Source organism: Flavobacterium aestuarii (assembly GCF_040049115.1).
Lineage (GTDB): Bacteria > Bacteroidota > Bacteroidia > Flavobacteriales > Flavobacteriaceae > Flavobacterium > Flavobacterium aestuarii.
On the sequence record NZ_JBDLZZ010000005.1, the window covers coordinates 131,771 to 152,817 of the forward strand.

General features: G+C 34.4%; 19 protein-coding genes. 7 read left to right on the forward strand and 12 right to left on the reverse strand.

Going from position 1 to position 21,047, the window contains the following annotated elements:
* Nucleotides 1-252 precede the first annotated feature (252 nt).
* Nucleotides 253-2,448, reverse strand: coding sequence for a DNA helicase RecQ (recQ, locus tag ABEG11_RS07030; protein WP_348823473.1), 2,196 nt, complete (start codon nucleotides 2,446-2,448; stop codon nucleotides 253-255).
* 85 nt (nucleotides 2,449-2,533) lie between these two features.
* Between recQ and ABEG11_RS07035 the strand changes: the two genes are divergently transcribed.
* From ABEG11_RS07035 to ABEG11_RS07055, 5 genes are all read left to right on the forward strand, one after another.
* Complete coding sequence (locus ABEG11_RS07035; RefSeq protein ID WP_348823474.1) at nucleotides 2,534-3,499, forward strand: KpsF/GutQ family sugar-phosphate isomerase; 966 nt, start codon at nucleotides 2,534-2,536, stop codon at nucleotides 3,497-3,499.
* A complete protein-coding gene (tatC, locus tag ABEG11_RS07040) occupies nucleotides 3,499-4,314 on the forward strand; it encodes a twin-arginine translocase subunit TatC (protein ID WP_348823475.1) in 816 nt (271 codons plus the stop codon). The genes ABEG11_RS07035 and tatC overlap by 1 nt, the downstream gene beginning before the upstream one ends.
* Complete coding sequence (locus ABEG11_RS07045; protein WP_348823476.1) at nucleotides 4,307-4,660, forward strand: carboxymuconolactone decarboxylase family protein; 354 nt, start codon at nucleotides 4,307-4,309, stop codon at nucleotides 4,658-4,660. Before tatC ends, ABEG11_RS07045 begins: the two co-directional genes overlap by 8 nt.
* Nucleotides 4,661-4,746: 86 nt before the next feature.
* Entirely contained in the window at nucleotides 4,747-5,487 is a 741-nt protein-coding gene (gene lptB / locus ABEG11_RS07050; RefSeq protein WP_348823477.1) for an LPS export ABC transporter ATP-binding protein, read from the forward strand.
* Nucleotides 5,488-5,544: 57 nt separating this feature from the next.
* Nucleotides 5,545-5,781 (forward strand): DUF5808 domain-containing protein, encoded by a 237-nt coding sequence (locus tag ABEG11_RS07055; protein WP_348823478.1) that lies wholly within the window; start codon nucleotides 5,545-5,547, stop codon nucleotides 5,779-5,781.
* Between the two features lie 9 nt (nucleotides 5,782-5,790).
* On the opposite strand, the gene ABEG11_RS07060 is transcribed toward ABEG11_RS07055, so the two are convergent.
* Both ABEG11_RS07060 and ABEG11_RS07065 read right to left on the reverse strand, forming a co-directional pair.
* The gene (locus ABEG11_RS07060; protein WP_348823479.1) at nucleotides 5,791-6,633 is read right to left on the reverse strand and encodes a glycoside hydrolase family 25 protein; all 843 of its coding nucleotides are present in this window, start codon (nucleotides 6,631-6,633) and stop codon (nucleotides 5,791-5,793) included.
* A 9-nt stretch (nucleotides 6,634-6,642) separates the two neighbouring features.
* Nucleotides 6,643-7,365: a CDP-alcohol phosphatidyltransferase family protein gene (locus tag ABEG11_RS07065; RefSeq protein WP_348823480.1), complete on the reverse strand. Its 723-nt coding sequence runs from the start codon at nucleotides 7,363-7,365 to the stop codon at nucleotides 6,643-6,645.
* A gap of 284 nt (nucleotides 7,366-7,649) precedes the next feature.
* On the opposite strand from ABEG11_RS07065, the gene ABEG11_RS07070 reads away from it, so the two are divergent.
* The gene (locus tag ABEG11_RS07070; protein ID WP_492764711.1) at nucleotides 7,650-8,720 is read left to right on the forward strand and encodes a putative type IX sorting system protein PorV2; all 1,071 of its coding nucleotides are present in this window, start codon (nucleotides 7,650-7,652) and stop codon (nucleotides 8,718-8,720) included.
* Nucleotides 8,721-8,861: 141 nt separating this feature from the next.
* Nucleotides 8,862-10,001, forward strand: a complete 1,140-nt coding sequence (locus ABEG11_RS07075) for a lipoprotein N-acyltransferase Lnb domain-containing protein (RefSeq protein WP_348823481.1) — start codon at nucleotides 8,862-8,864, stop codon at nucleotides 9,999-10,001.
* A 174-nt stretch (nucleotides 10,002-10,175) separates the two neighbouring features.
* On the opposite strand, the gene ABEG11_RS07080 is transcribed toward ABEG11_RS07075, so the two are convergent.
* From ABEG11_RS07080 to ABEG11_RS07120, 9 genes are all read right to left on the reverse strand, one after another.
* Nucleotides 10,176-11,570, reverse strand: coding sequence for a sugar transferase (locus ABEG11_RS07080; protein ID WP_348823482.1), 1,395 nt, complete (start codon nucleotides 11,568-11,570; stop codon nucleotides 10,176-10,178).
* Nucleotides 11,571-11,629: 59 nt separating this feature from the next.
* Nucleotides 11,630-12,637, reverse strand: coding sequence for a glycosyltransferase family 4 protein (locus ABEG11_RS07085; protein WP_348823483.1), 1,008 nt, complete (start codon nucleotides 12,635-12,637; stop codon nucleotides 11,630-11,632).
* Nucleotides 12,609-13,952 carry an O-antigen ligase family protein gene (locus tag ABEG11_RS07090; protein ID WP_348823485.1) on the reverse strand — a complete coding sequence of 448 codons (1,344 nt, stop codon included), beginning with the start codon at nucleotides 13,950-13,952 and terminating at the stop codon, nucleotides 12,609-12,611. The genes ABEG11_RS07085 and ABEG11_RS07090 overlap by 29 nt, the downstream gene beginning before the upstream one ends.
* Nucleotides 13,953-15,026 (reverse strand): glycosyltransferase, encoded by a 1,074-nt coding sequence (locus ABEG11_RS07095; RefSeq protein WP_348823486.1) that lies wholly within the window; start codon nucleotides 15,024-15,026, stop codon nucleotides 13,953-13,955.
* Nucleotides 15,017-16,138 carry a glycosyltransferase gene (locus tag ABEG11_RS07100; protein ID WP_348823487.1) on the reverse strand — a complete coding sequence of 374 codons (1,122 nt, stop codon included), beginning with the start codon at nucleotides 16,136-16,138 and terminating at the stop codon, nucleotides 15,017-15,019. The genes ABEG11_RS07095 and ABEG11_RS07100 overlap by 10 nt, the downstream gene beginning before the upstream one ends.
* Nucleotides 16,139-16,269: 131 nt before the next feature.
* On the reverse strand, nucleotides 16,270-17,295 hold the full coding sequence (locus ABEG11_RS07105; protein ID WP_348823488.1) for a hypothetical protein: 1,026 nt from the start codon (nucleotides 17,293-17,295) through the stop codon (nucleotides 16,270-16,272).
* Nucleotides 17,296-17,300: 5 nt separating this feature from the next.
* On the reverse strand, nucleotides 17,301-18,305 hold the full coding sequence (locus tag ABEG11_RS07110; RefSeq protein ID WP_348823489.1) for a glycosyltransferase family 2 protein: 1,005 nt from the start codon (nucleotides 18,303-18,305) through the stop codon (nucleotides 17,301-17,303).
* A gap of 3 nt (nucleotides 18,306-18,308) precedes the next feature.
* Entirely contained in the window at nucleotides 18,309-19,847 is a 1,539-nt protein-coding gene (locus tag ABEG11_RS07115) for a glycosyltransferase family 2 protein (protein ID WP_348823490.1), read from the reverse strand.
* Complete coding sequence (locus tag ABEG11_RS07120) at nucleotides 19,844-21,037, reverse strand: glycosyltransferase family 4 protein (protein ID WP_348823491.1); 1,194 nt, start codon at nucleotides 21,035-21,037, stop codon at nucleotides 19,844-19,846. Before ABEG11_RS07120 ends, ABEG11_RS07115 begins: the two co-directional genes overlap by 4 nt.
* Nucleotides 21,038-21,047: the final 10 nt, after the last annotated feature.

Below are 21,047 nucleotides of genomic sequence, written 5' to 3' on the forward strand. Positions count from 1 at the left end.
CGCCTTTGCGAGACAATACTATAAAAATTCAGCGAGAACTACTTCACAAGGACTTAAAATAATCAAATTTTCTCCTATGTTTTTCGCAAAACAGGAACCAATGAGGCTATTTTAGAATTGTTGTCTATTGGGTTCAAGTATTTTGGAATAGTGATTCTGGTTGTAAAATTCATAGTTTTAGACACGTAAATATCCAGCAGAAATTATACTGGCTTCAAACGTAAAGAGAAATATTAAATCTTACATAAAACTCTAATTAGCTACTTCACTAATGAATTTTATACGCATCAGTCGCAATTCATCAATATCGTAATCGCCGTCAAACTCTTTGAGGGCTTTTTCGATATTATCAGATTCGGATTCCATAAAGTAGTCATGAATTTCTTCCTGCTGGTCTTCATCAAGCATTTCGTCCAGCCAGTAATTGATATTTAATTTAGTCCCCGAATAAACGATCTGTTCCATCTCTTTGATCAGATCATCCATTTTTAACCCTTTTGCGGAAGCGATATCTGTTAAAGCTAATTTTCTGTCAATATTTTGAATGATATATAATTTATTGACAGAGTTAACACCTGTAGATTTTACAACCAGATCATCTGGGCGTATAATATCATTTTCCTCTACATAACGGCTGATTAACTCTATGAATTCTTTACCATATTTTTTGGCTTTGCCTTCTCCAACACCATGAATATTGATCAATTCGGATTGCGAAATTGGATATTTCAAAGCCATATCTTCTAAAGAGGGATCTTGAAAAACTACAAAGGGAGGAACGCCAAGTTTTTTCGCAACTTTTTTGCGTAATTCACGCAGCATTGACATCAGCAATTCATCGGCAGTTCCTGAGGATTTTGATGCAGTAATAATAGCTTCGTCCTCAGACTCGCTGTATTCATGATCTTCGGACATCAAGAAAGATTGCGGGTTTTTCATGAAAGCCAGACCTTCTTTTGTAATTTCGATAATACCGTAGGTTTCAATATCTTTTGACAGCAGTCCTGCCACAAGAACCTGACGCAATAATGCCATCCAGAATTTTTCGTCATGATTAGAACCTGAACCAAAAAACGACTGGGAATCGGTTTTATGTGCATTGATGACCGCATTTACACGGCCAATTAATGTAAAGACAATCTCTTTGGATTTATAAATATGCTTGGTTTTTTTGACTACTTCCAATAATTTGAGAACTTCGTCTTTGGCCTCTATTTTTGTTTTTGGATTACGTACATTATCATCCATATCAGCTCCCTCACCTGTTTCGCTGTCAAATTCTTCACCAAAATAATGCAGTAAAAATTTTCGTCTGGACATTGAAGTTTCGGCATAAGCCACCACTTCCTGCAGTAATGCAAAGCCTATTTCCTGCTCAGCAACTGGTTTTCCCGAAAGGAATTTTTCTAATTTTTCAACATCTTTATACGAGTAATAAGCAAGACAGTGTCCTTCACCTCCATCACGTCCTGCTCTTCCTGTTTCCTGATAGTAGCTTTCCAATGATTTTGGAATATCATGATGAATTACAAAACGCACATCTGGTTTATCTATCCCCATTCCGAAGGCGATGGTGGCGACAACAACCTCTACGTCTTCCATCAAAAACATATCCTGATGCTTGGCTCTTGTTTTAGCATCCAAACCTGCATGATATGGAACGGCACTTATTCCGTTTACCTGTAACACTTCTGCTATTGATTCTACTTTTTTACGGCTCAGGCAGTAAATAATACCCGACTTTCCTTTGTGCTGTTTTATAAAGCGTATAATATCAGCTTCAATATTTTTGGTTTTAGTACGGACTTCGTAGAATAAATTAGCTCTGTTAAATGAAGCCTTAAAGGTTTTTGCATTGGACATCTCCAAGTTTTTCAGGATGTCTTCCTGCACTTTTGGAGTTGCGGTAGCGGTAAGCCCAATAATAGGAACTTCTCCTAATTGTTTAATAATATTTTTTAGATTTCGGTATTCTGGCCTAAAATCATGCCCCCATTCTGAAATGCAGTGGGCTTCATCAATCGCTACAAATGAAATAGGCACTGTCTGAAGAAAAGCAACATACTCCTCCTTCGTTAACGATTCAGGAGCGACATATAATAATTTAGTTATTCCCGCTTGAATATCGGATTTAACTTGAGCAATTTCGGTCTTGGTAAGTGAGGAATTTAAAACATGAGCAATCCCATTTTCGGAAGAAAGGCTTCGGATAGCATCGACTTGATTCTTCATTAATGCTATTAAAGGAGATACAACAATTGCAGTTCCTTCCTGAACTAAAGCAGGTAATTGGTAGCAGAGCGATTTCCCTCCTCCTGTTGGCATAATTACAAATGTGTTCTGTTTATTAAGCAGGCTTTTTATCACATTTTCCTGCAAGCCCTTGAACTTGCTAAAGCCAAAATACTTCTTTAATTCTTTGTCTATGTCAATTTCGTTTGAATTCATTCTTTAATATGTGGTATTTTATTTAAATTTGCGGCACATAAAGATACAACTTTCTTTTACACTCACAAATTTTAAATTATCAGTTTTGATTACAAAAGAAAACATATTGGCCAGCGCAAAAAAAACAATTGCATCAGAAAGCCAGTCTATCACTAAATTAATTGACTTCATTGATGATACTTTTGCGGAAGCAGTACAATGCATCTACAATTCCAAAGGGAGATTAGTAATAACAGGAATTGGCAAAAGTGCTATTATTGCTCAAAAAATGGCAGCATCATTCAATTCGACTGGTACACCTTCCTTGTTTTTGCATGCTTCTGAAGCCATACATGGTGATTTAGGAATGCTTCAGAAAGATGATGTTGTCATCTGCATATCCAAAAGCGGTAATAGTCCTGAAATCAAAGCATTAGTTCCTCTTTTGACCCGTTTTGGGAATAAACTCATTGGCATGACTGGAAATATGACTTCCTTTTTGGCCAAAGGCTCTCATTATGTTTTAAACACAACCGTGGAAGCTGAAGCCTGTCCGCTAAATTTAGCACCTACTAACAGCACAACTGCACAATTAGTAATGGGTGATGCCATAGTGGTATGCCTTATGGAAATGAGAAATTTTAAAGCCGAAGATTTTGCAGTGTATCATCCTGGCGGCGCTTTGGGAAAAAAATTACTGCTCCGCGTAAAAGACATGCTGGAACATACATTAAAACCAGAAGTTACCCCTGATACTCCTGTAAAAAAAGCTATTTTCGAAATTTCAGAAAAACGTTTAGGTGTGACAGCTGTCGTTGAAAACAATAAGGTTGTGGGAATAATTACTGATGGTGACATACGCAGAATGCTTAACGACAGAGATACTTTTGCCGACTTGACTGCCAAAGACATTATGACCAGAAATCCAAAGACCGTACAATCAGCTGACATGGTCGTGGATGCTTTTAATATTATGGAGGATTTCTCCATAACTCAATTGATTGTTGTTGACAATGGCGAGTATAAAGGCGTATTGCATTTACACGATATTTTAAAAGAGGGAATTGTATAATGGCAAAGAAAAATCTGGGCGAAATGTCCTTTTTAGACCATCTGGAAGAATTAAGATGGCTTTTAGTAAGAAGCACTACAGCTGTAGTGATTATGGCTTGCGTAACGTATTTTATAAGTGATTACCTGTTTGATACTATCATATTTGGGCCAACTAGACCAACTTTTTTTACCTACCGTTATTTTTGTGAATTATCACACCAATTGGGATTTGCCGATAGCATCTGCATAACCGAAATGCCTTTTATCATCCAGAATACCGAAATGGAAGGCCAGGTTAATATTTTTGTATGGATGTGTATACTGGCAGGTTTTATTTTAAGTTTTCCTTATATCCTTTGGGAAATCTGGAAATTTATTGGTCCTGCATTGTATGAAAAAGAAAAGAAAGGTGCCAAAGTATTTATATTTACTTCTTCACTGCTTTTCTTTATGGGCGTGATATTTGGCTATTATGTAGTAATTCCAATGTCTGTGAATTTTGTCGCCACCTTTACAATAAGTGATGTTGTCAAAAATCAATTTACACTAGACTCTTACATTGGCATGGTAAAAACAAGTATTCTGGCTAGCGGATTGTTCTTTGAACTCCCAATAATCATTTACTTTTTAACAAAATTAGATTTAGTTACCCCTGAATTTTTGAGAAAATACTGGAAATATGCAGTTGTAATCATCCTGATTGTAGCCGCAATTGTAACACCTCCAGATGTAGTGAGCCAAACAATTGTTGCTATTCCAATGCTGCTTATTTATGAAGTAAGCATCTTGATTTCAAAAATTGTAGTATTAAATAAAAAGAGAGCAAATGCCTGATATCGTACAAGAATTCAATGACTACCGTTCTAAAATGAACGAAAAATTATTGGCCGACAATAATAAAATTGTAAAGCGTATTTTCAATCTGGACACCAATGCTTATGCTGCGGGAGCCTTGGATGTAAAAACCAAAGAGCTTTTAGGACTAGTTGCATCTGCTGTTTTACGCTGCGATGACTGCGTAAAATACCACTTGGAAACAAGTTATAAAGAGGGGGTTACCAAAGAAGAAATGATGGAAGCCATGGGAATTGCAACCCTAGTAGGCGGCACAATTGTAGTGCCTCATTTACGCAGAGCTTATGAATTTTGGGAAGCACTGGAAGAAGCCGGAACTAAATAATTGTTAATAGGTTTATTTGTTGATTCGTTTATTTGTTAATTTGTGACAGTTAAACGATTAAACGATTAAACGGTTAAACTTAAAAGATGAAGCTAAGAGCAGAAAATTTAATAAAAACCTACAAAGGCCGATCTGTTGTAAAAGGGATTTCTGTAGAAGTGAATCAAGGTGAAATTGTGGGGCTTTTAGGACCTAATGGTGCTGGAAAGACCACCTCATTTTATATGATTGTAGGCTTGGTAAAACCAAATTCCGGCAATATTTATCTGGACGAATTGAATATTACCGATTATCCAATGTATAAAAGAGCCCAGCAGGGAATTGGATATCTGGCACAGGAAGCTTCTGTTTTTAGAAAATTAAGCATCGAAGACAATATTTTGAGCGTACTGCAATTGACCAGACTTTCAAAAGAAGCACAGATTGCTAAAATGGAAAGTTTAATTGCCGAATTCAGCTTGGAACACATTCGCACCAACCGTGGGGATCTGCTTTCGGGTGGAGAGCGCCGCCGTACCGAAATTGCCCGCTGTCTGGCTACTGATCCAAAATTTATCCTGCTTGATGAACCTTTTGCCGGAGTTGACCCGGTTGCAGTAGAAGATATCCAGAGGATTGTGGCGCAGTTAAAAAATAAAAATATCGGAATTCTAATAACTGACCACAACGTCCAGGAAACACTTGCCATTACGGACAAAACCTATCTGATGTTTGAAGGAGGAATCCTAAAAGCGGGTGTTCCCGAAGAATTGGTTGAAGACGAAATGGTGCGCCGTGTATATCTGGGCCAGAACTTCGAATTGAGAAAGAAAAAACTGGAGTTTTAATTTAATTTCTAATGTTAAAATGGTAAATTTACCTTCATTGTCTTAACACACAAACAAATGTCATTAAACGAAGAACCTTCAAAAGAAACCTCAGATAAATGGAAAAATGACCCAAGCAATTGGATCTGGGGAATTTTCTACTATAACAATGAAGATCCACGCATTTTTCCTCCGAAGAAAATTGAAGAAATGGGTGTTACTATAAATTTTGCTAACCCAAAATCCGTATTGAGTTTGTTAGGTGCTTTGGCTTTTTTTGCAATGGTAATTTTCTTCATTTTGAGAAATAAGTAATTTACAGACTTATTCTACCGTAATATATTGCAGCTGCTGCAAGTCCCCATTATAGACATTAACATCAACTCTGGTATCAATTCCAGGAACGGTGGCTTTCTCTGTGAATTGCCAAAAAAGCCAATCATCTTGAATTTCTTCACGATAAAAATTATAATTTGCAATCCAGAAAAGATAATCACTAAACTCTTCTTTCAGGAAATCGTCATAATATTTTTCGCCGGTATAAATTATAGGCCTCACGCCATAATGCAGTTCTACAGCTTTTAACCATCGTTTCAGTCCTACTTTAAGCCTTTCTATTGACTGCTCTTTAGGAAGTTTTTCAATATCCAGAACTGGAGGCAGATCTCCTTTTCCAAGCTTTACTGTTTTTATAAAAAGTTCGGCCTGCTCAAGAGAATTTTCATTGGGACGATAATAATGATAAGCTCCTCGTATCATTTTATTTTTTTTGGCGCCAAGCCAATTTCTTTTATATTGCCGGTCAGGCCTGTCTTTTCCAACAGTTGCACGGATAAATACATAACGCAGTGGATATTTGTCTTCAATCGTATCCACATAGGACCAGCGGATTTTACCCTGATATTCCGAAACATCAATACCGATAGTTTTCCCATCGCTTTTTTCTAAAACTTTTAGATTACGGGCTTCAGAAAAAACATTGGTTTCATTTTCTGCATGCGATTTAAAACCGAGATAATCAGCTAAACCAGCGCGGTAATGATAGCCTATTAGAACAAGCAGAAGAATGGCTATACCAATGAAAAAGAAATCAATCCATTTTCCTGAAAAAACGCTTTTATTCTTTTTTGGTTTACGCCTTGGCACAGTTCTGCTGCTTTTTTTCATCCAAAAAATTTACTTTTTAAGCAGTTTATTATTGATTACCGAAAGTAAAACATAAAACACAATTACTAAAGCAACTCCCAAATAGCGCAGAAAAACCAGCAATAAAACAGAGATTGCCAAGAAAATAACCTGCAGTGCATTGTCCTTAAAATTAAATTTTTTGATTTTTAAGGAAAACAAAGGAATTTCAGCATTCAGCACGTATGCGCTAAACAAGGCGATTAACAATAAAACCCATTTTTCGGTCAGGACTTCCAGCACTAATAATGAATCTGCAGCATAATACTCTAAAATCAGAGGAAGGCTTAATATAAAAAGAGCATTGGCAGGTGTTGGCAGTCCTATAAACGAATCGGTTTGGCGAGTATCAATATTAAATTTTGCCAGACGCATACACGATCCCAATGTAATGATAAATCCTAAATAAGGAAAATACTGCAGATAGCCATCAGTCATAGAAGCATTACTCGAAAGCATCATTTTAAACATAACAAATCCGGGAACAACACCACTGGTAACCATATCGGCAAGGGAATCCAGCTGCAGGCCCAAAGGTCCCGAAACTTTAAATAAGCGTGCAAAAAAACCATCAAAAAAATCAAGAAAAATTCCAAGACAGACAAAAAAGAATGCCGTTTCAAATTGATTATTGCTCACGAATACCACAGCGATACAGCCACAAAAAAGATTTAACAAAGTAATCGTATTCGGGATGTGTTTTTTGATGTTCATAGTGTTTAAATTGAAGGATAAGCGTGGCAAATTTAATACTTATAAGAGAAAGTCTTGCTCGTTTTGTGGAGAGAATTTAAATTCTTTTATACAAAAATTAGTATTTAATTGAATTAAAGCAGTTACATCATCAAAAAACTTTATTTTTGGAAAATAATTAAAAAGCACTTTTTTAGCTTTCAAAATGCATCTTTTGAAATGAGCATAATCATAAAATGACCGCAAACAACTAATGCAGCTATGCGAATTCCATATTCCAATAAAAAAACATGTATTATCTCACTATGAAAAAAACACAGCTTCTTTTATTCTTTTTTATAGTGAATATCATTTACTGCCAGACCGTTCGGAAATATTCGAATGAGTTTATGAATATTGGTGTAGATGCGGCTGCTTTGGGAATGTCAAATGCTGTTGCCGCTTCGACTTCAGACGTTAACTCCTGTTATTGGAATCCAGCAGGACTGATTCATCTGGAAGAAAATCAAATCTCTTTGATGCACTCCAACTACTTTTCTAATATTGCCAAATATGATTATATCGCTTATGCCAGCCCTATCGATGATCGAAGTGCCTGGGGAATTTCGTTAATTCGTTTTGGGGTAGACGATATTATGAACACTACTGACTTAATTGATAACGAAGGCAACATTGATTACAATCGAATCGAGCTTTTTTCAACCGCTGATTATGGCTTTACATTCTCCTATGCCGTAAAATTGCCCGTTCCAGGATTTCAATATGGAGCAAACGCAAAAATTATACGAAGAATAATTGGCGATTTTGCCACTTCTTGGGGATTTGGGTTTGACTTCGGTTTGCAATTTGAAAAAAATGACTGGCAATTTGGATTAATGCTTCGGGATATAACGACCACTTATAATATCTGGAACATAAATGAAGAAGCTTATAAAAAAATAGCAGATGCTATACCTGGGCAAAATCAGGAAATGCCAGAGAGCAGTGAGATTACATTGCCCAAAGCTCAATTAGGCGTTGCAAAAAAATTTATTTTCCATAACGATTACAGCCTTTTGGCTGCTGCTAATCTGAATATGCAGTTTACGGAAACAAATGATTTAATTTCGAGTGAGTTTGTAAGTATTGATCCTGCTGTTGGCTTAGAATTTGGCTATACTGATCTTGCTTTTCTAAGAGCAGGCGTTGGAAATTTCCAGCATGTGACCCAATTGGATAATGGAGAAAAAATAGGATTCCAGCCTAATATTGGCCTAGGATTTAAATATAAGGGAATTGCTATTGACTATGCATTGACAGCATTAGGAAACCAAAGCACTGCTCTGTATTCAAACGTATTTTCTATAAAAATTGATTTACCCCTTTTTAGAAACTAACTTTGAATTATGTTAAATTCCAAAACAATCAAAATCAGTCACAGATTCACAGATTTGCAAATTCTTTTTAATCAGCAGCTCGAGCAATAAGCTAACGGTCAAAACAATTCTGTCAATCTGTGTTAAAATAAACATTATATCATGAAAACCGCATTATTAAAAAAAATATTCGTTTGCATCCTTTTTTTGGGTTCTGTTTATAATTCATTTTCTCAAAATATTTTATTATCAAAAAATGCTGCTGTCAGTGTAATGACCTGCGGAACTGGAAATGAGCTTTATTCCCTATTTGGCCATACCGCTATAAGAGTACGTGATATTGATAACAATCTTGATGTAGTTTACAATTATGGTGCTTTTGACTTTGACACCCCGAATTTTGCAATGAAATTTGCCAAAGGAGACTTAGATTATTTCATTACAAACAACCGATATGACGATTTTATCAGCCAGTATAATTATGAAAAAAGGGACGTTTACGAACAGGAATTGAATATTCCGCTATCGCTCAAGCAGAAATTATTTGACAATCTGGCTCAGTCAATGCTTTCTGAAGAACGTTTGTATCAATATAAATTTATTGATAATAATTGTACTTCAAAAGTGGTTGATGTAATCAATAAAACATTAAACGCTAAAGTAATAACTAAAAAAACAGATACTGATCAAACTTACAGAGCAATTTTATTTCCCTACTTTGACAATCATTTTTATGAAAAATTAGGAACGAGTATTGTATTTGGGACAAAAGTAGATCAGATGGGAACTAAAATTTTCCTGCCTTTTGAACTTCAAAAAAACCTGGAGCTCATTACATACAATAATCAGCCTTTATGCAAAGAAAACCAGACTATTTTAGACTTTAAAGAAGAAGCTCCAGTTTCATGGTGGAATAACTCCTACACTTATCTCTTTATTTTAGGTTTTGTAACATTGACAAACAAAAAAAGCATTGATTATATTTATCTATCCTTTATTGGGATATTAGGCCTGCTGTTTGTCTTTCTGGGATTTTATTCATCACATCTGGAATTGGGCTACAATTACAACATTTTATTATTCAATCCCGTTCTCTTGGTTATTTTGTATTGTGTAATCACAAAAAACTCAAAATGGACTTACAAGCTGGCTGCTTTCACTATTGTGTTAACGATTATGTATTTTTGTTTTATTAGCACCAAAATTCATTTGGTAATTGTTTTGCCTTTAATCATAACTAATCTGTTTGTACTGATCCGATTGGCATTCAGGCATAAAAAGCGTATTCCAATAATTATTTAATAGACTATACTAATACAAGTCTGACATATTGAAAATCCTTTGCGTCGTTGCGTGAAATTTGGCTCGCAAAGACTCAGGGACGCAAAGAATAGAGAGAATAAAATTTGTAAAAAATATACAGCAGCTAATTTATTCTGAGAAATGGTACTAGTTGCGGATAGTCATATTATTCAATTACTGTCCTCTATAAAACAAAACAGTAGAGATGGTTTTGAAAATGATATCTAAGTCCAGATAAATGCTTCGGTGTTTAATGTAATACAAATCATATTGCAGTTTAATCAAGCTTTCCTCTATTGTTTCCCCATAGGAGTAATTCACTTGAGCCCATCCCGTAAGCCCAGGTTTGATAATATGACGGGTTTCATAAAATGGCATGATTTGCGCAATTTCCCTAACAAAAACTGGCCGTTCTGGCCTAGGACCAATTACTGCCATGTCACCTTTTAGAATATTGATGAACTGTGGAAACTCGTCTATTCTCGTTTTTCTCAAAAATTTTCCAAACTTAGTAATGCGTGAATCATTGGTTTTAGCAAAAACAGCTCCTGAAGCTTCAGCATTTTTCATCATCGTCCTGAATTTTATTATTTTAAAAACAGCTCCATCTTTACCAACTCTTTTTTGAGTATAAAACAATTTGCCCTTATTCCAGAATATATTCCCTATGAAGATTATTGGAATTAAGGCAATACCAATACATAGTCCAGCTAGTGACAGAATAATTTCAAATAATCGAGAGGACAATAAATATAATTTATTTTGATTGCTGCGGCTAAATGGAAAAAAACGATAAAAATCTCTGGCAATATACTGCATGGGTATACGCTGCGTCTTGCTTTCGTAAATATGCGTATACTCTCTAATACTCTTCCCCGATTCAAGCAGGACAATCAATTGATGATATAAATCAGCTGTAATTCCATCCGTTTTTTGAGAAGCGACTACTATTTCAGAAATACCATTTTTGGCAACAAATGAAGTTAAGTCTTTTATTTCAATATGTTTTACGTTCTGATACTCTTGATCGGAATTTGAATCGCTGTCAAGATTTATATATCCGATAATTTTATAATGAGGATCAACACTTTCTAATCCTGAAACAAGTTCTTCGACCTGATCTCTATCGCATACTAAAACGGCATTTTGAACAAACCTGTTAGAGGCTAGAAAATGCAGGTAAATCATTCTCCAGGCATATAATGCTATAAAAAAAGTAATGTAAAAAAATACCAGCTGTAAACGGTTTTTAGGCAGCTCAGGCGAAAAAACAGGTGTCAGCAGATAGAAAAGCACTGTTGAGGTGGTAGTCAGAATGGTGCTTTGCAATACTTGAAGATTATTGCTGGCTACCTGCAGATTGTACATTTCAAAAATGCCTCCAAACAGATTAATATAAATGGCCAAAACAATAACCCAATAGTAATTTGCTGTTGAAAATTGAAAATAATTGAAGTTAAAAACAAATCCTAAACAATACAGGCCTATTAAAACGAAAAACACATCAAAAATCCGTAATAGCAGTTTACGCTCAGATATTTCGAAATGCATTTTTTTGGAATTACTCATTATATTTAAACTTGGGGTTCGGAGCGCAAGTTAGCTATTATATAAAAATAATCCTTTTTTTATTTCAGAATTGTGAGCCATTTCAGCTTGACATCTTGCCATTTAAATTGTTCTGATTTTTTTCTTGCGTTGGAGGTAATTTCACTATACAGATTGGAATTCTCAAGCAATCGATCAATAGCCTTTACCATTTTATCAATATCATTATCCGGTACCAATAAAGAATCTTTTCCGTTTTCTGCTAAAAACGGAATGCCCCCAACATCTGTTGAAACAACAGCCAAACCTAATGACATTGCTTCAATCACGCTCACAGGCATATTATCAAAATGTGTGGTATTTATAAAAATGGAATAATGCCTAGACAAATCAATCCAGTCTGGTTTAGACAGTCTCCCAGTAAAAAGAACATCAACATCCAAATCTTCAGCTCTTTGCCTGGCTTCCAATAAGCTGCCGTCTTTATCAGGACCAACCATGCAGAGTTTGGCCTCTGGATATTTTTGCTTAAGAGAAGCAAATACTTCTACTGCCATTACAGGATTGTATATTTTGGCAAAAGAACGCACCCATAATAAGGCAGGCATTGCTTTTTTTCGTTCGAGAAAAGGATAATTTTCCAGTTCAATTGCATTGGGAATATAAGTTACATTATCATATCCTTTAGCCCTGAACACATCGATCAAAAAAAGTGATGGAGAAACATTTTCAAAAGAATACTTAAAAATCATTTTGCATGCCACTGGATTATTTTTCAATCGGAAAGATAAATTGCCTCCATGCAGAATAGGAATATATTTGATCTTTAAAAAACGGCACAATTGGGAAGCTGCAAATGCATACCAGAAATTAGCTGTGCTGTAAGTATCAATAAGAACATAGTCTGCTGTTTTATTTTGAAATACGCTCCACAGCATGCCAAACAGCCTTAGAAACTGATTTTTTTGAGAAGAACTGTACTGTACACTATAACCTTCTTGCTCCAATAACGGGCCAAGAGTTTCAATAGTGGTAGGTGTAACTCCATGCTTGGATAATTTATTTCCTATGTACAGCAGGTTTTTCAACAGTATAAACTTTTAATAATGAAAGGGCATAAACAAAAGCAGGTGCGGCTAACCGCATGGCAGCATGATTAATTGTTAACAGCCAAAAAGCTAAAAAAGACAAAGCTAAAATATTCTGCCTGTTGATTATAAATAAAACTATTGGAGTACATAATAGAATAATTAAATCAATCAGTCCAAGAGAACCGTGTTCTGCCAGCATTCTAGTGATTTCATTATGAGAAGCCGATACAATTCCTGTTTCTTTTTCTCTGATTTCCTTATTCCTGCCCACTCCTACGCCCAAAATGGGATTGTCCCAGAACATCTGCATTTCCGAAGCAATGAGAGTTTCTCTTCCTGTTAACTGGCTCTTCTTTTCACGTCCACTTGCATCTTGATTGGCATATCGTTTGTTAATCAATCCTCCCGTTTGCATAGAACTATATCCCCATACTCCCAAGCCTGCAACAAATGATAACATGATAATAATTCCTATCTTAAATTTCACAGCATAATTTGCCTGATAATACAGCACTGCCAAAAAAATAAAAATCATTAATACAGCAGTCAATATACCTCCTCTTGAGAAGGTCACAATTCCCCTGAAAGCAAAAACGACAACCAATCCTGCATTAATTAGCTGCATTAATCTGCTTCTGGAATTTAGCACCAATTGAACAAAAAATATAAAAGCTCCTAATCCTAAAATAGTTGATACCTGATTGGGACCAAATCCGCCAGAAGTCTCAAAATTAGACTGCGTACCTGTTACCACAGCCTTGACGCTTGGTGTATATAAAAACAAGTAAACAGCAAGTGCTGCAAGTGGTATAGCAAATGCCGTAATTATCCCTAATAATCTGTCAAAAGATAGTTGCCGTTGGTAACAGTATATAGCACTAAATCCCAAACAGACTGGACCTGATAAATTAAATGCAATTGCCTTTCTTACGTCTGTATCCAAATCTAAAGTTAGTGTTGCCAAAACAATTCCAGGAATTAATAACCCTAAAAACAACCAATACAAAAAAGCATTTTTAGAAAATCCAGAATAAATCATGCCCATAAACATAAAAACCAGCACACTATATTTACCATATTCATTAAGAAAACCTCCTCCTGTCATCCTCAAAAACACTTCAGCACTTACCACATATGCAGAAATCAGCAAAGCTTCATTATTTCTGTTTTTGGTTCTTATGATATAATAAATACCAAAAATAAATATAACAAGCGTATATAACTTTGAAATAAAAGGCAGTACAAATATCGCTATACCCAGCAGAGCGTGGAATAACAATAAGTAGATATAGGATAACTCTTCTTTCTTCATTCAACTATTTTGCAGCCAGTTTAAATATTTTTTCATAACGGTCTCTTCTGTATAATCCCTCTGGATGGTATCAAAAAGAGCTTTGCCAAAATCATCTCTTAAAATCTCATTTTCTATCAAATTAACCAACGCTTGATAAAATAAATCTTCTCTGTCTGCATCAACAATAAATCCATTCTTGCCATTTTGAACAATTGTTGGAATTTCGCCGACACGAGTAACAACAGCTGCTTTTTTATACAAACCATATTCCAAAAGAGACACTGGTAATCCTTCTGATTTTGAGGTTAAAATTGCAATTGATGCCTGATTAAGTATGTTTCCTATATCTTGTTTGGAACCATACATAAAAACATTGTTTTCCAAACCATATTCTTTAATTAATTGTTTTATCTGAACGGCATATTCATCCTCAAAATCTTTTCCAGCCAAATGAAAAGTCCAGTCTGGATGAGATTCTTTTAGCTTTTGAGCTACTTTCAATAGAAAAAAATGATTTTTTTGTTCTCTTAAATTAGCCAAAGATACTATCCGTTTGCCTTCACCCCCATTTAAAATAGTATGATTAACAAAATTTGTTTCCTTTACTGTGAAATTAGGCAAATAAATAACGTTTTTAGCTTTAAGCTCTATCTCAGACCAATATTTCAGTTGTTGATTCACAGTAACAACCCCTGTAAAAAAAGAAACTGTCCATTTTAATATTAAATGAGGTCTTGAAGCTAAAAATTCGTTATTCCCATAATGGTCATGCCGAATAATTAATAATGAGGGGCAAGTTAATTTCAATAAAAAAGCAAAGAAAAAAGAAGTGCTATGGGCATGAACATGAGTAACCTTATTTTTTAGAACAAAAGACCTAAATCTAAAAAGAGCGGCAAAATCCAGCTTCCTCTTTTTATTCAAAAACAAATAGGATACTTTTGGACTAACTTGCTGTAATAATGAACCTTCCTTTCGAGTAGCTGTCAATCCTGAAAATTCAATTTTATCAGCCAAGGCATTAGCATAATTAACTGCCATACGCTCTGCCCCTCCCGCTTCTAAAGAATCAATTAATTGAACTATCCGCATTGCAGTATCTTTTTTATTTCTGTATCAAAAACATCAAGTGTATATTTACGTGACCAATCAGAAGCCTTTTTACTTTTAGTAACAAAATCTAATTCATTTTTTAAGAGTATTTCTAATTGCTGAACATCTTCATCTATTACCATTTGCAGCAACAACCCCCTATTTCCAAAATCCAGCATAAAAGGTACACAGGAAATTTTAGTTGCAATGGGAACACAGCCCCAAAACATTCCTTCAGCAATAGCTTTTGGCCACCCTTCACTTTTAGAAGGCAAAATAACAAAATGACTGTTTTGATACGCTTCCTTTACAATATCTTTAGATTGATTTCCTTTCAACGTTACAACTTTCCCTAAATTAGAATTTATAATATAACGTTCTATATTCTCTCGTTCCGCTCCTTCACCATATAAATCCAAATGAACGGAATACCCTCTCTTAAATAATTCTTCTGCTAATTGAATCGCATATAGTGGATTTTTACCTTTCACTAGTGCACCGACAAAAACAAAACGAATCGTTGGAGTTAACGATTTCTCTTGAATCATTTTTTTATCGGATTCCAAATAGGTCGCAGTAAAAAAAGGTTTTATGTTTTTAGACTGATTTTCCCATTCGCCATACACCAATACTTGCATGTTTCTGGTCAAAAAAGTATTGCTCAAAATCCATTTCTGCAAACGGTAAGTCCAAGGCTGTTTTGCTTTCGGATCCCAATTTCCAGCATATTTTGCCGTTTTCTTTTTATTGGGAAATAAAACCTGTATAAAGCAACCCAATAATCCTATATTACCAGGACAACGCAGATGAATATGATCTGCTTGGCGCATGGCATTGTATATCTTCCAACTAATTTTTGGTATTCTAATAATAGTTCTCAAAACCTCAAGAAATCCTAATAAACTTATTTGATCAATTGTTACGAATTGCAAATTATTATGATTATAAGCACAGTCTATAACGGATTTTCCTTCTTTTTGCAAGTGAGCTACTATAATTAATTCCTCGACATATTTAGTCCAGATATTCATTTCATTTACATAAGGTGCATAAGCAAAATATTGATTATTTTCTTGACTATGTGAAACATGAGTTATTATGGCTAGTTTCATCTTAAATACTACAGTATAAGTTTCATTTGAATTTATAAAATTTTAAAATTTAGTTTATAATACATATCCTAAGTAATTACCTACTCTATATCCTATGTAATTACATAAATTAGGAAATTGATGAAGTGCCATTAAAAAAACAAGCTTTTAATTATTATTTTTCTTCCTATTAACGCCAGTATCCTTTTTAAATAATTTTTTGGATGTAAATATTCATTACTCCAGTCAAGATTATTTTGAGCAATTTCAAGATATTTTTTATCCTTTAACAAATATTCAATTTTTTCGGGTATTTCTAAATAAGCTGAACGCGATGAAACCTTTTCATAATTAATATGTTCATTAAAATTTTCGACAGCAACATTTATTGGTGTTGTTACTACTGCTTGTCCATATAACAAGTATTCTCCAATCTTCCATCCGGGAGTATCTTTTAAACCATCATCTGCAATGCCGATATTACACTGTCGAAGAAGTCCAAAATATTCTTTTAATGATGTTTTATTTTTATCTAATAATAAATCTGGTGCTAATTTAGAGGATAGTAAATCAGGAAATAAACCTACTGAAGCATTTTTAAAATTCTTCCTTATTATTCTGCACGACTCTATCCTAAATTCATTTTGTAACCGTCTCCTTTCTTTTTCCTCCAAATCTATGTGATTGTCAGGATTCCACAATCTAGTATAAAAAATAACTTTACCATCATTATCCTTTGCTTTATTTAATAACCTTCTGACATCAATTGCATTATGTGATAAATTTGTAAAAGTATTAAAATAGTCAAGGGCTCTTATAATTTCAATTCTATTTATTTTATTTGTTAGAAATTTTAAATTTAACTTTGACAATAGTTTTAATGATTTATACGAATAATTTACCTGCAGATTGAGTGGAAAAACATTCTGATTCACATCTGCTATTTTCAATGATCTTTTTAGATAAAAATCATATTTTTGAGGATCGTCAATAAACTGAATATCATCAGAATAATCAAAATAAAAAGTTTTATTGCTAAAATAAAGTATAGCTCCGTTCCAAGATATTTGAGGATTAATCTGAACATCAAAATTAATATCATTTTCTTCACAAAAATATAGAGACGAAAAAACAATCATGTTATGATGAGGAGTCCAATGATGAAATTCTAATCTCATAACTGTTATTTTAAATTTATTTTTGGCTTATTAAAAATCAAACTCCACCAGCCTGCTGTTCTCCCGATCGTTTCGGTAAATGACTGTTTTCTTTGGTTTGTCGTCAAAGTATTGGAAAACCGAACTAAAGTCAATAATATAGTTATAGCATGCCACTTTAATTTTGCTCTTAGCAATGGTTTCGGATTCTTAACTCTCCAGACATACCAGCCGTTTCTTACCACCATTTTCCCGTAAAGGTATTGGTTAGGTCTGCCTGAAGCATCATGATAATGATTTAGATTAGCAGCCGTATTTACATACAACGTCCCCATTTTAGCCACTCGCAGCGTAAAATCAGCATCTTCGTACAAACCATACCCTTCAAAATAAGTGGAGAATTGTATCGTATCGAACACTTTTTTTCTAAAAGAAGAAACTCCTCCCATAAGCATTTCTGTTTGATAAATTTTACCGCTTGGAGGTAAAAAACCAACACTCCTGCCGTGAGAATACAATGACGAATATCCTGGGGGACAATCACTGTCTAAACCCAATTTTTTCCGAAGGACAAAACGGGAACCATCGTTTCGCTTCCAGCCATCGAAATAAAATTCATTAATAGGAGCGTTATAATTCTCTCCAACAAAATTCCACTGGGTTTCATTACTAATATAACCTCCAACACCCAATGCTTCTGGATATACTTGATAGGTTTGCAGTAATTGCTCAAAATAATCTTTTTCTAAAACAGTATCATCATCCAAAAAACAAACAATTTCAGAACTCGAATTCACTTTAGAAATACCAAAATTACGTTGTTTCGTTAAACCTCTATCGGCATAAGAAACTAGAAAATATTCTAAATTATCAAATTGATTTTCATGTAAAACTAATTCTGTTTCTAGATTAGTTGATCCATCAATAATCAAAATTTCATTAGGATATAATGATTGTTCCTTTACCGATTGCAACAATTGCAACAAAGGTTCTGGACGCATATAAGTGCAAATGATTAAAGTAAATTTCATAAACTAATGGATTCTTTTCCCTAAAGCCAACAGATTTTTGGCATAAAACAAGGATTTTTTAAATTGAATATTTTTATACGGAATCCGAATCAATCGGTATAAAAATGAAGCTTTTTTTCCTTTAAAAAGGTACAGAAAAAAATATTTTTTCTTATACTCTATAACTTGTTGAGGCGTAAAATGTTTTAGAATCCCATACATCACCGTAGGACTTGGCACAGGCTTAATTTTTTTTACGGGAACATCTAATTCCCAAGGCTGTACTTTTCTTTTCTTTCCTGTAATTTTTGCTTGAATGCCCCAAAATCGGTAACCTCCTGCAGGAGGCTTAAGATGCAGATTTACAGAAAAAGGATTGTGCAATACCGTGACTCCTATTTTTGATAAGGACATTCCAAAGTCGCTGTCTTCACCGTAACCCCCATCAAAATTAATGTCATTGCCTACCAGCTGTGATACATATTCCTTTTTTACACAGGAATTGGCATTACTGAACATTTGGGTACAGCCAGCAATCCATCTTTTATCTCCAAGTGTATTTAATTTATTTTCTAAATCTTGCAAATCTTGTTTTTGATGGTCGGCTCTAATATCCAGACCATTGCAGGCTCCCGAATTATTGGTTTGCAAAAAACGTATATGATTTTCTATAAAATCATTTGGAACTCTAATATCATCATCTCCAAAAACGATATAATCTCCCGTACATAAAGCAATCGCTTCATTTCTTGCTCGACAACTGCCTTTCGATTCCTGCCATTTGACAATTAGTTCAAAAGAATACTTTTTCTGTTCATATAAACTCTCATCACGATCATTTTCTGGTGTTGCATCAACTACAACTACTTGAGTAACCTTATAAGTTTGACAAGCTAAATCTTCTAATAATTGCAAAGTAAAATCTTGTCGAAACATTGTTGGAATAATGTAACTCACTGAAGGATTGCTTTCAATGGGTTGTAATTCCCTAGGTTTTAATACTGCTTTTGGTAATGTTTTTTTGAATTTATTTTTAGCATAAAAAAATGCGTCCCATTCTTTCCATTTCCAAAAACCTTTTCTGTAAATCATAAATAACGCATGATCTACTTTGAAATTTTTTATAAAAAAAGTATAGCGGTCTCTCGTTGATATATTTATTTTTTCTATTTCATTGATTGTAAATAAATCTTTTACATATAATGAAACTGCCCCAGAATTACGTACCGCATTGTAACCAAAATCTAATGCTTGTATCTGAGGGTTTTCATATTCATCATCAAAACCTTTTAGTGTTTCCCATGTTGATTTTCTAATAGCAAATGCATTAGGATTAATTCTCCAGCTCACACATTCCTCCAAATCATCAAAATCATTGATGTACCAAAAGAAAACCGCGGTTTGATATACTAATTCTGGAAAGGCATTTTTATAACCTTGTTCAAAAGAACTATGCCAGATATCTCCTGCTCCATTGGAAAGCTGTTCTAATTTGTCAAAATCTGGATTTCCATTATAATAAATAATTTCTCCTGAATTGGTTTTATATTCTTTTACTATCATCTTCGTGAGAACTGTTTATAAAATGCTAAACTCTGTTGTGCTACTGCCGAAATACTGAATTGTTGAGCCACTTTTTCTCTAGCCGAAATCCCAAATTCCTCTCGCATGGAAGTATTGCAAAGCAATGTATTAATTTTTGAGGCATATTCGGCATGACTCTTAGGATTAACCAAAAAACCATTGATTCCATCATCAACAACAGCTGTCGCCCAGCCGATATTTGAGGCTGCAATTGCTTTTTGCATCGCCATAGCTTCTATCCAAGAAACTGGTAACGCTTCCGCAAAAGAAGGAAACACACAGACTGCTGATTCACTAATATACTTTTGAATTTCCTGATAAGGCACACTACCTAAATAGCTTACATTTAACAATGCTTTTTCTGTAAATAATGGTTGCATCATTTCCCAAGTTGAAGACGATCCCGAGATAATATCTGGCACATCTTTGCCTACTAAAACTAATTTTGCTGATGGATTGAATTTTATTAATTCATTAAAAATTAGAGGCAATTCCAAAAGCCCTTTTTTGCGAATCAAACTCCCAAAATACAAAACGGTATTGGGTACTTCTGTGATTGACTTATCCACTTCAAAAGAAGTAATATCTATTGAATTAGGAATAACCGTAAACTGTTTTTGCAAACCAAAAACCCGATTTGTTTCATCTGCTGTAAACTCACTTACAGAAAGTAAAGCATCTGCCTTTTGCAGCGCTCTTTTTTCGTGAAATTTATTATGCCATTTCACAGGACGATTATCCAAATGACAAAAATAAGTATCTGAGCCATGCAATTTTATAACAATTGGGCATTTTTTAGGTTGAATAAACGAAGTAATTCCTGTCCAATCTGGCGCTTCAACTAAATCTATTTTTTTTTCAGAATAAAGCTGGTTGATGATTTTTTCTATTTTTTTTTGAGTCAAAAACCAGGATAATCCTTTTACTTTTATATTTTTAATCTGCTGGATTACAATACCATCATCTTCAAAAACACTTTCCTCCTTCTGTCCATAAATCAATACACGGACTTGACAGCCTTCCTCCAAAAGTCCTTTAGCTAAATTTCTGATACTCGTACCAATTCCTCCTGAATTTCCTGTTCTGGCATGTGGATATTCAGGAGTAAGAAAAGCTATTTTCATCACTCTCGTTCGGTCTTCAGAGGAAAGAGTAGAGTTATTTTTCATTGGTCTTGTA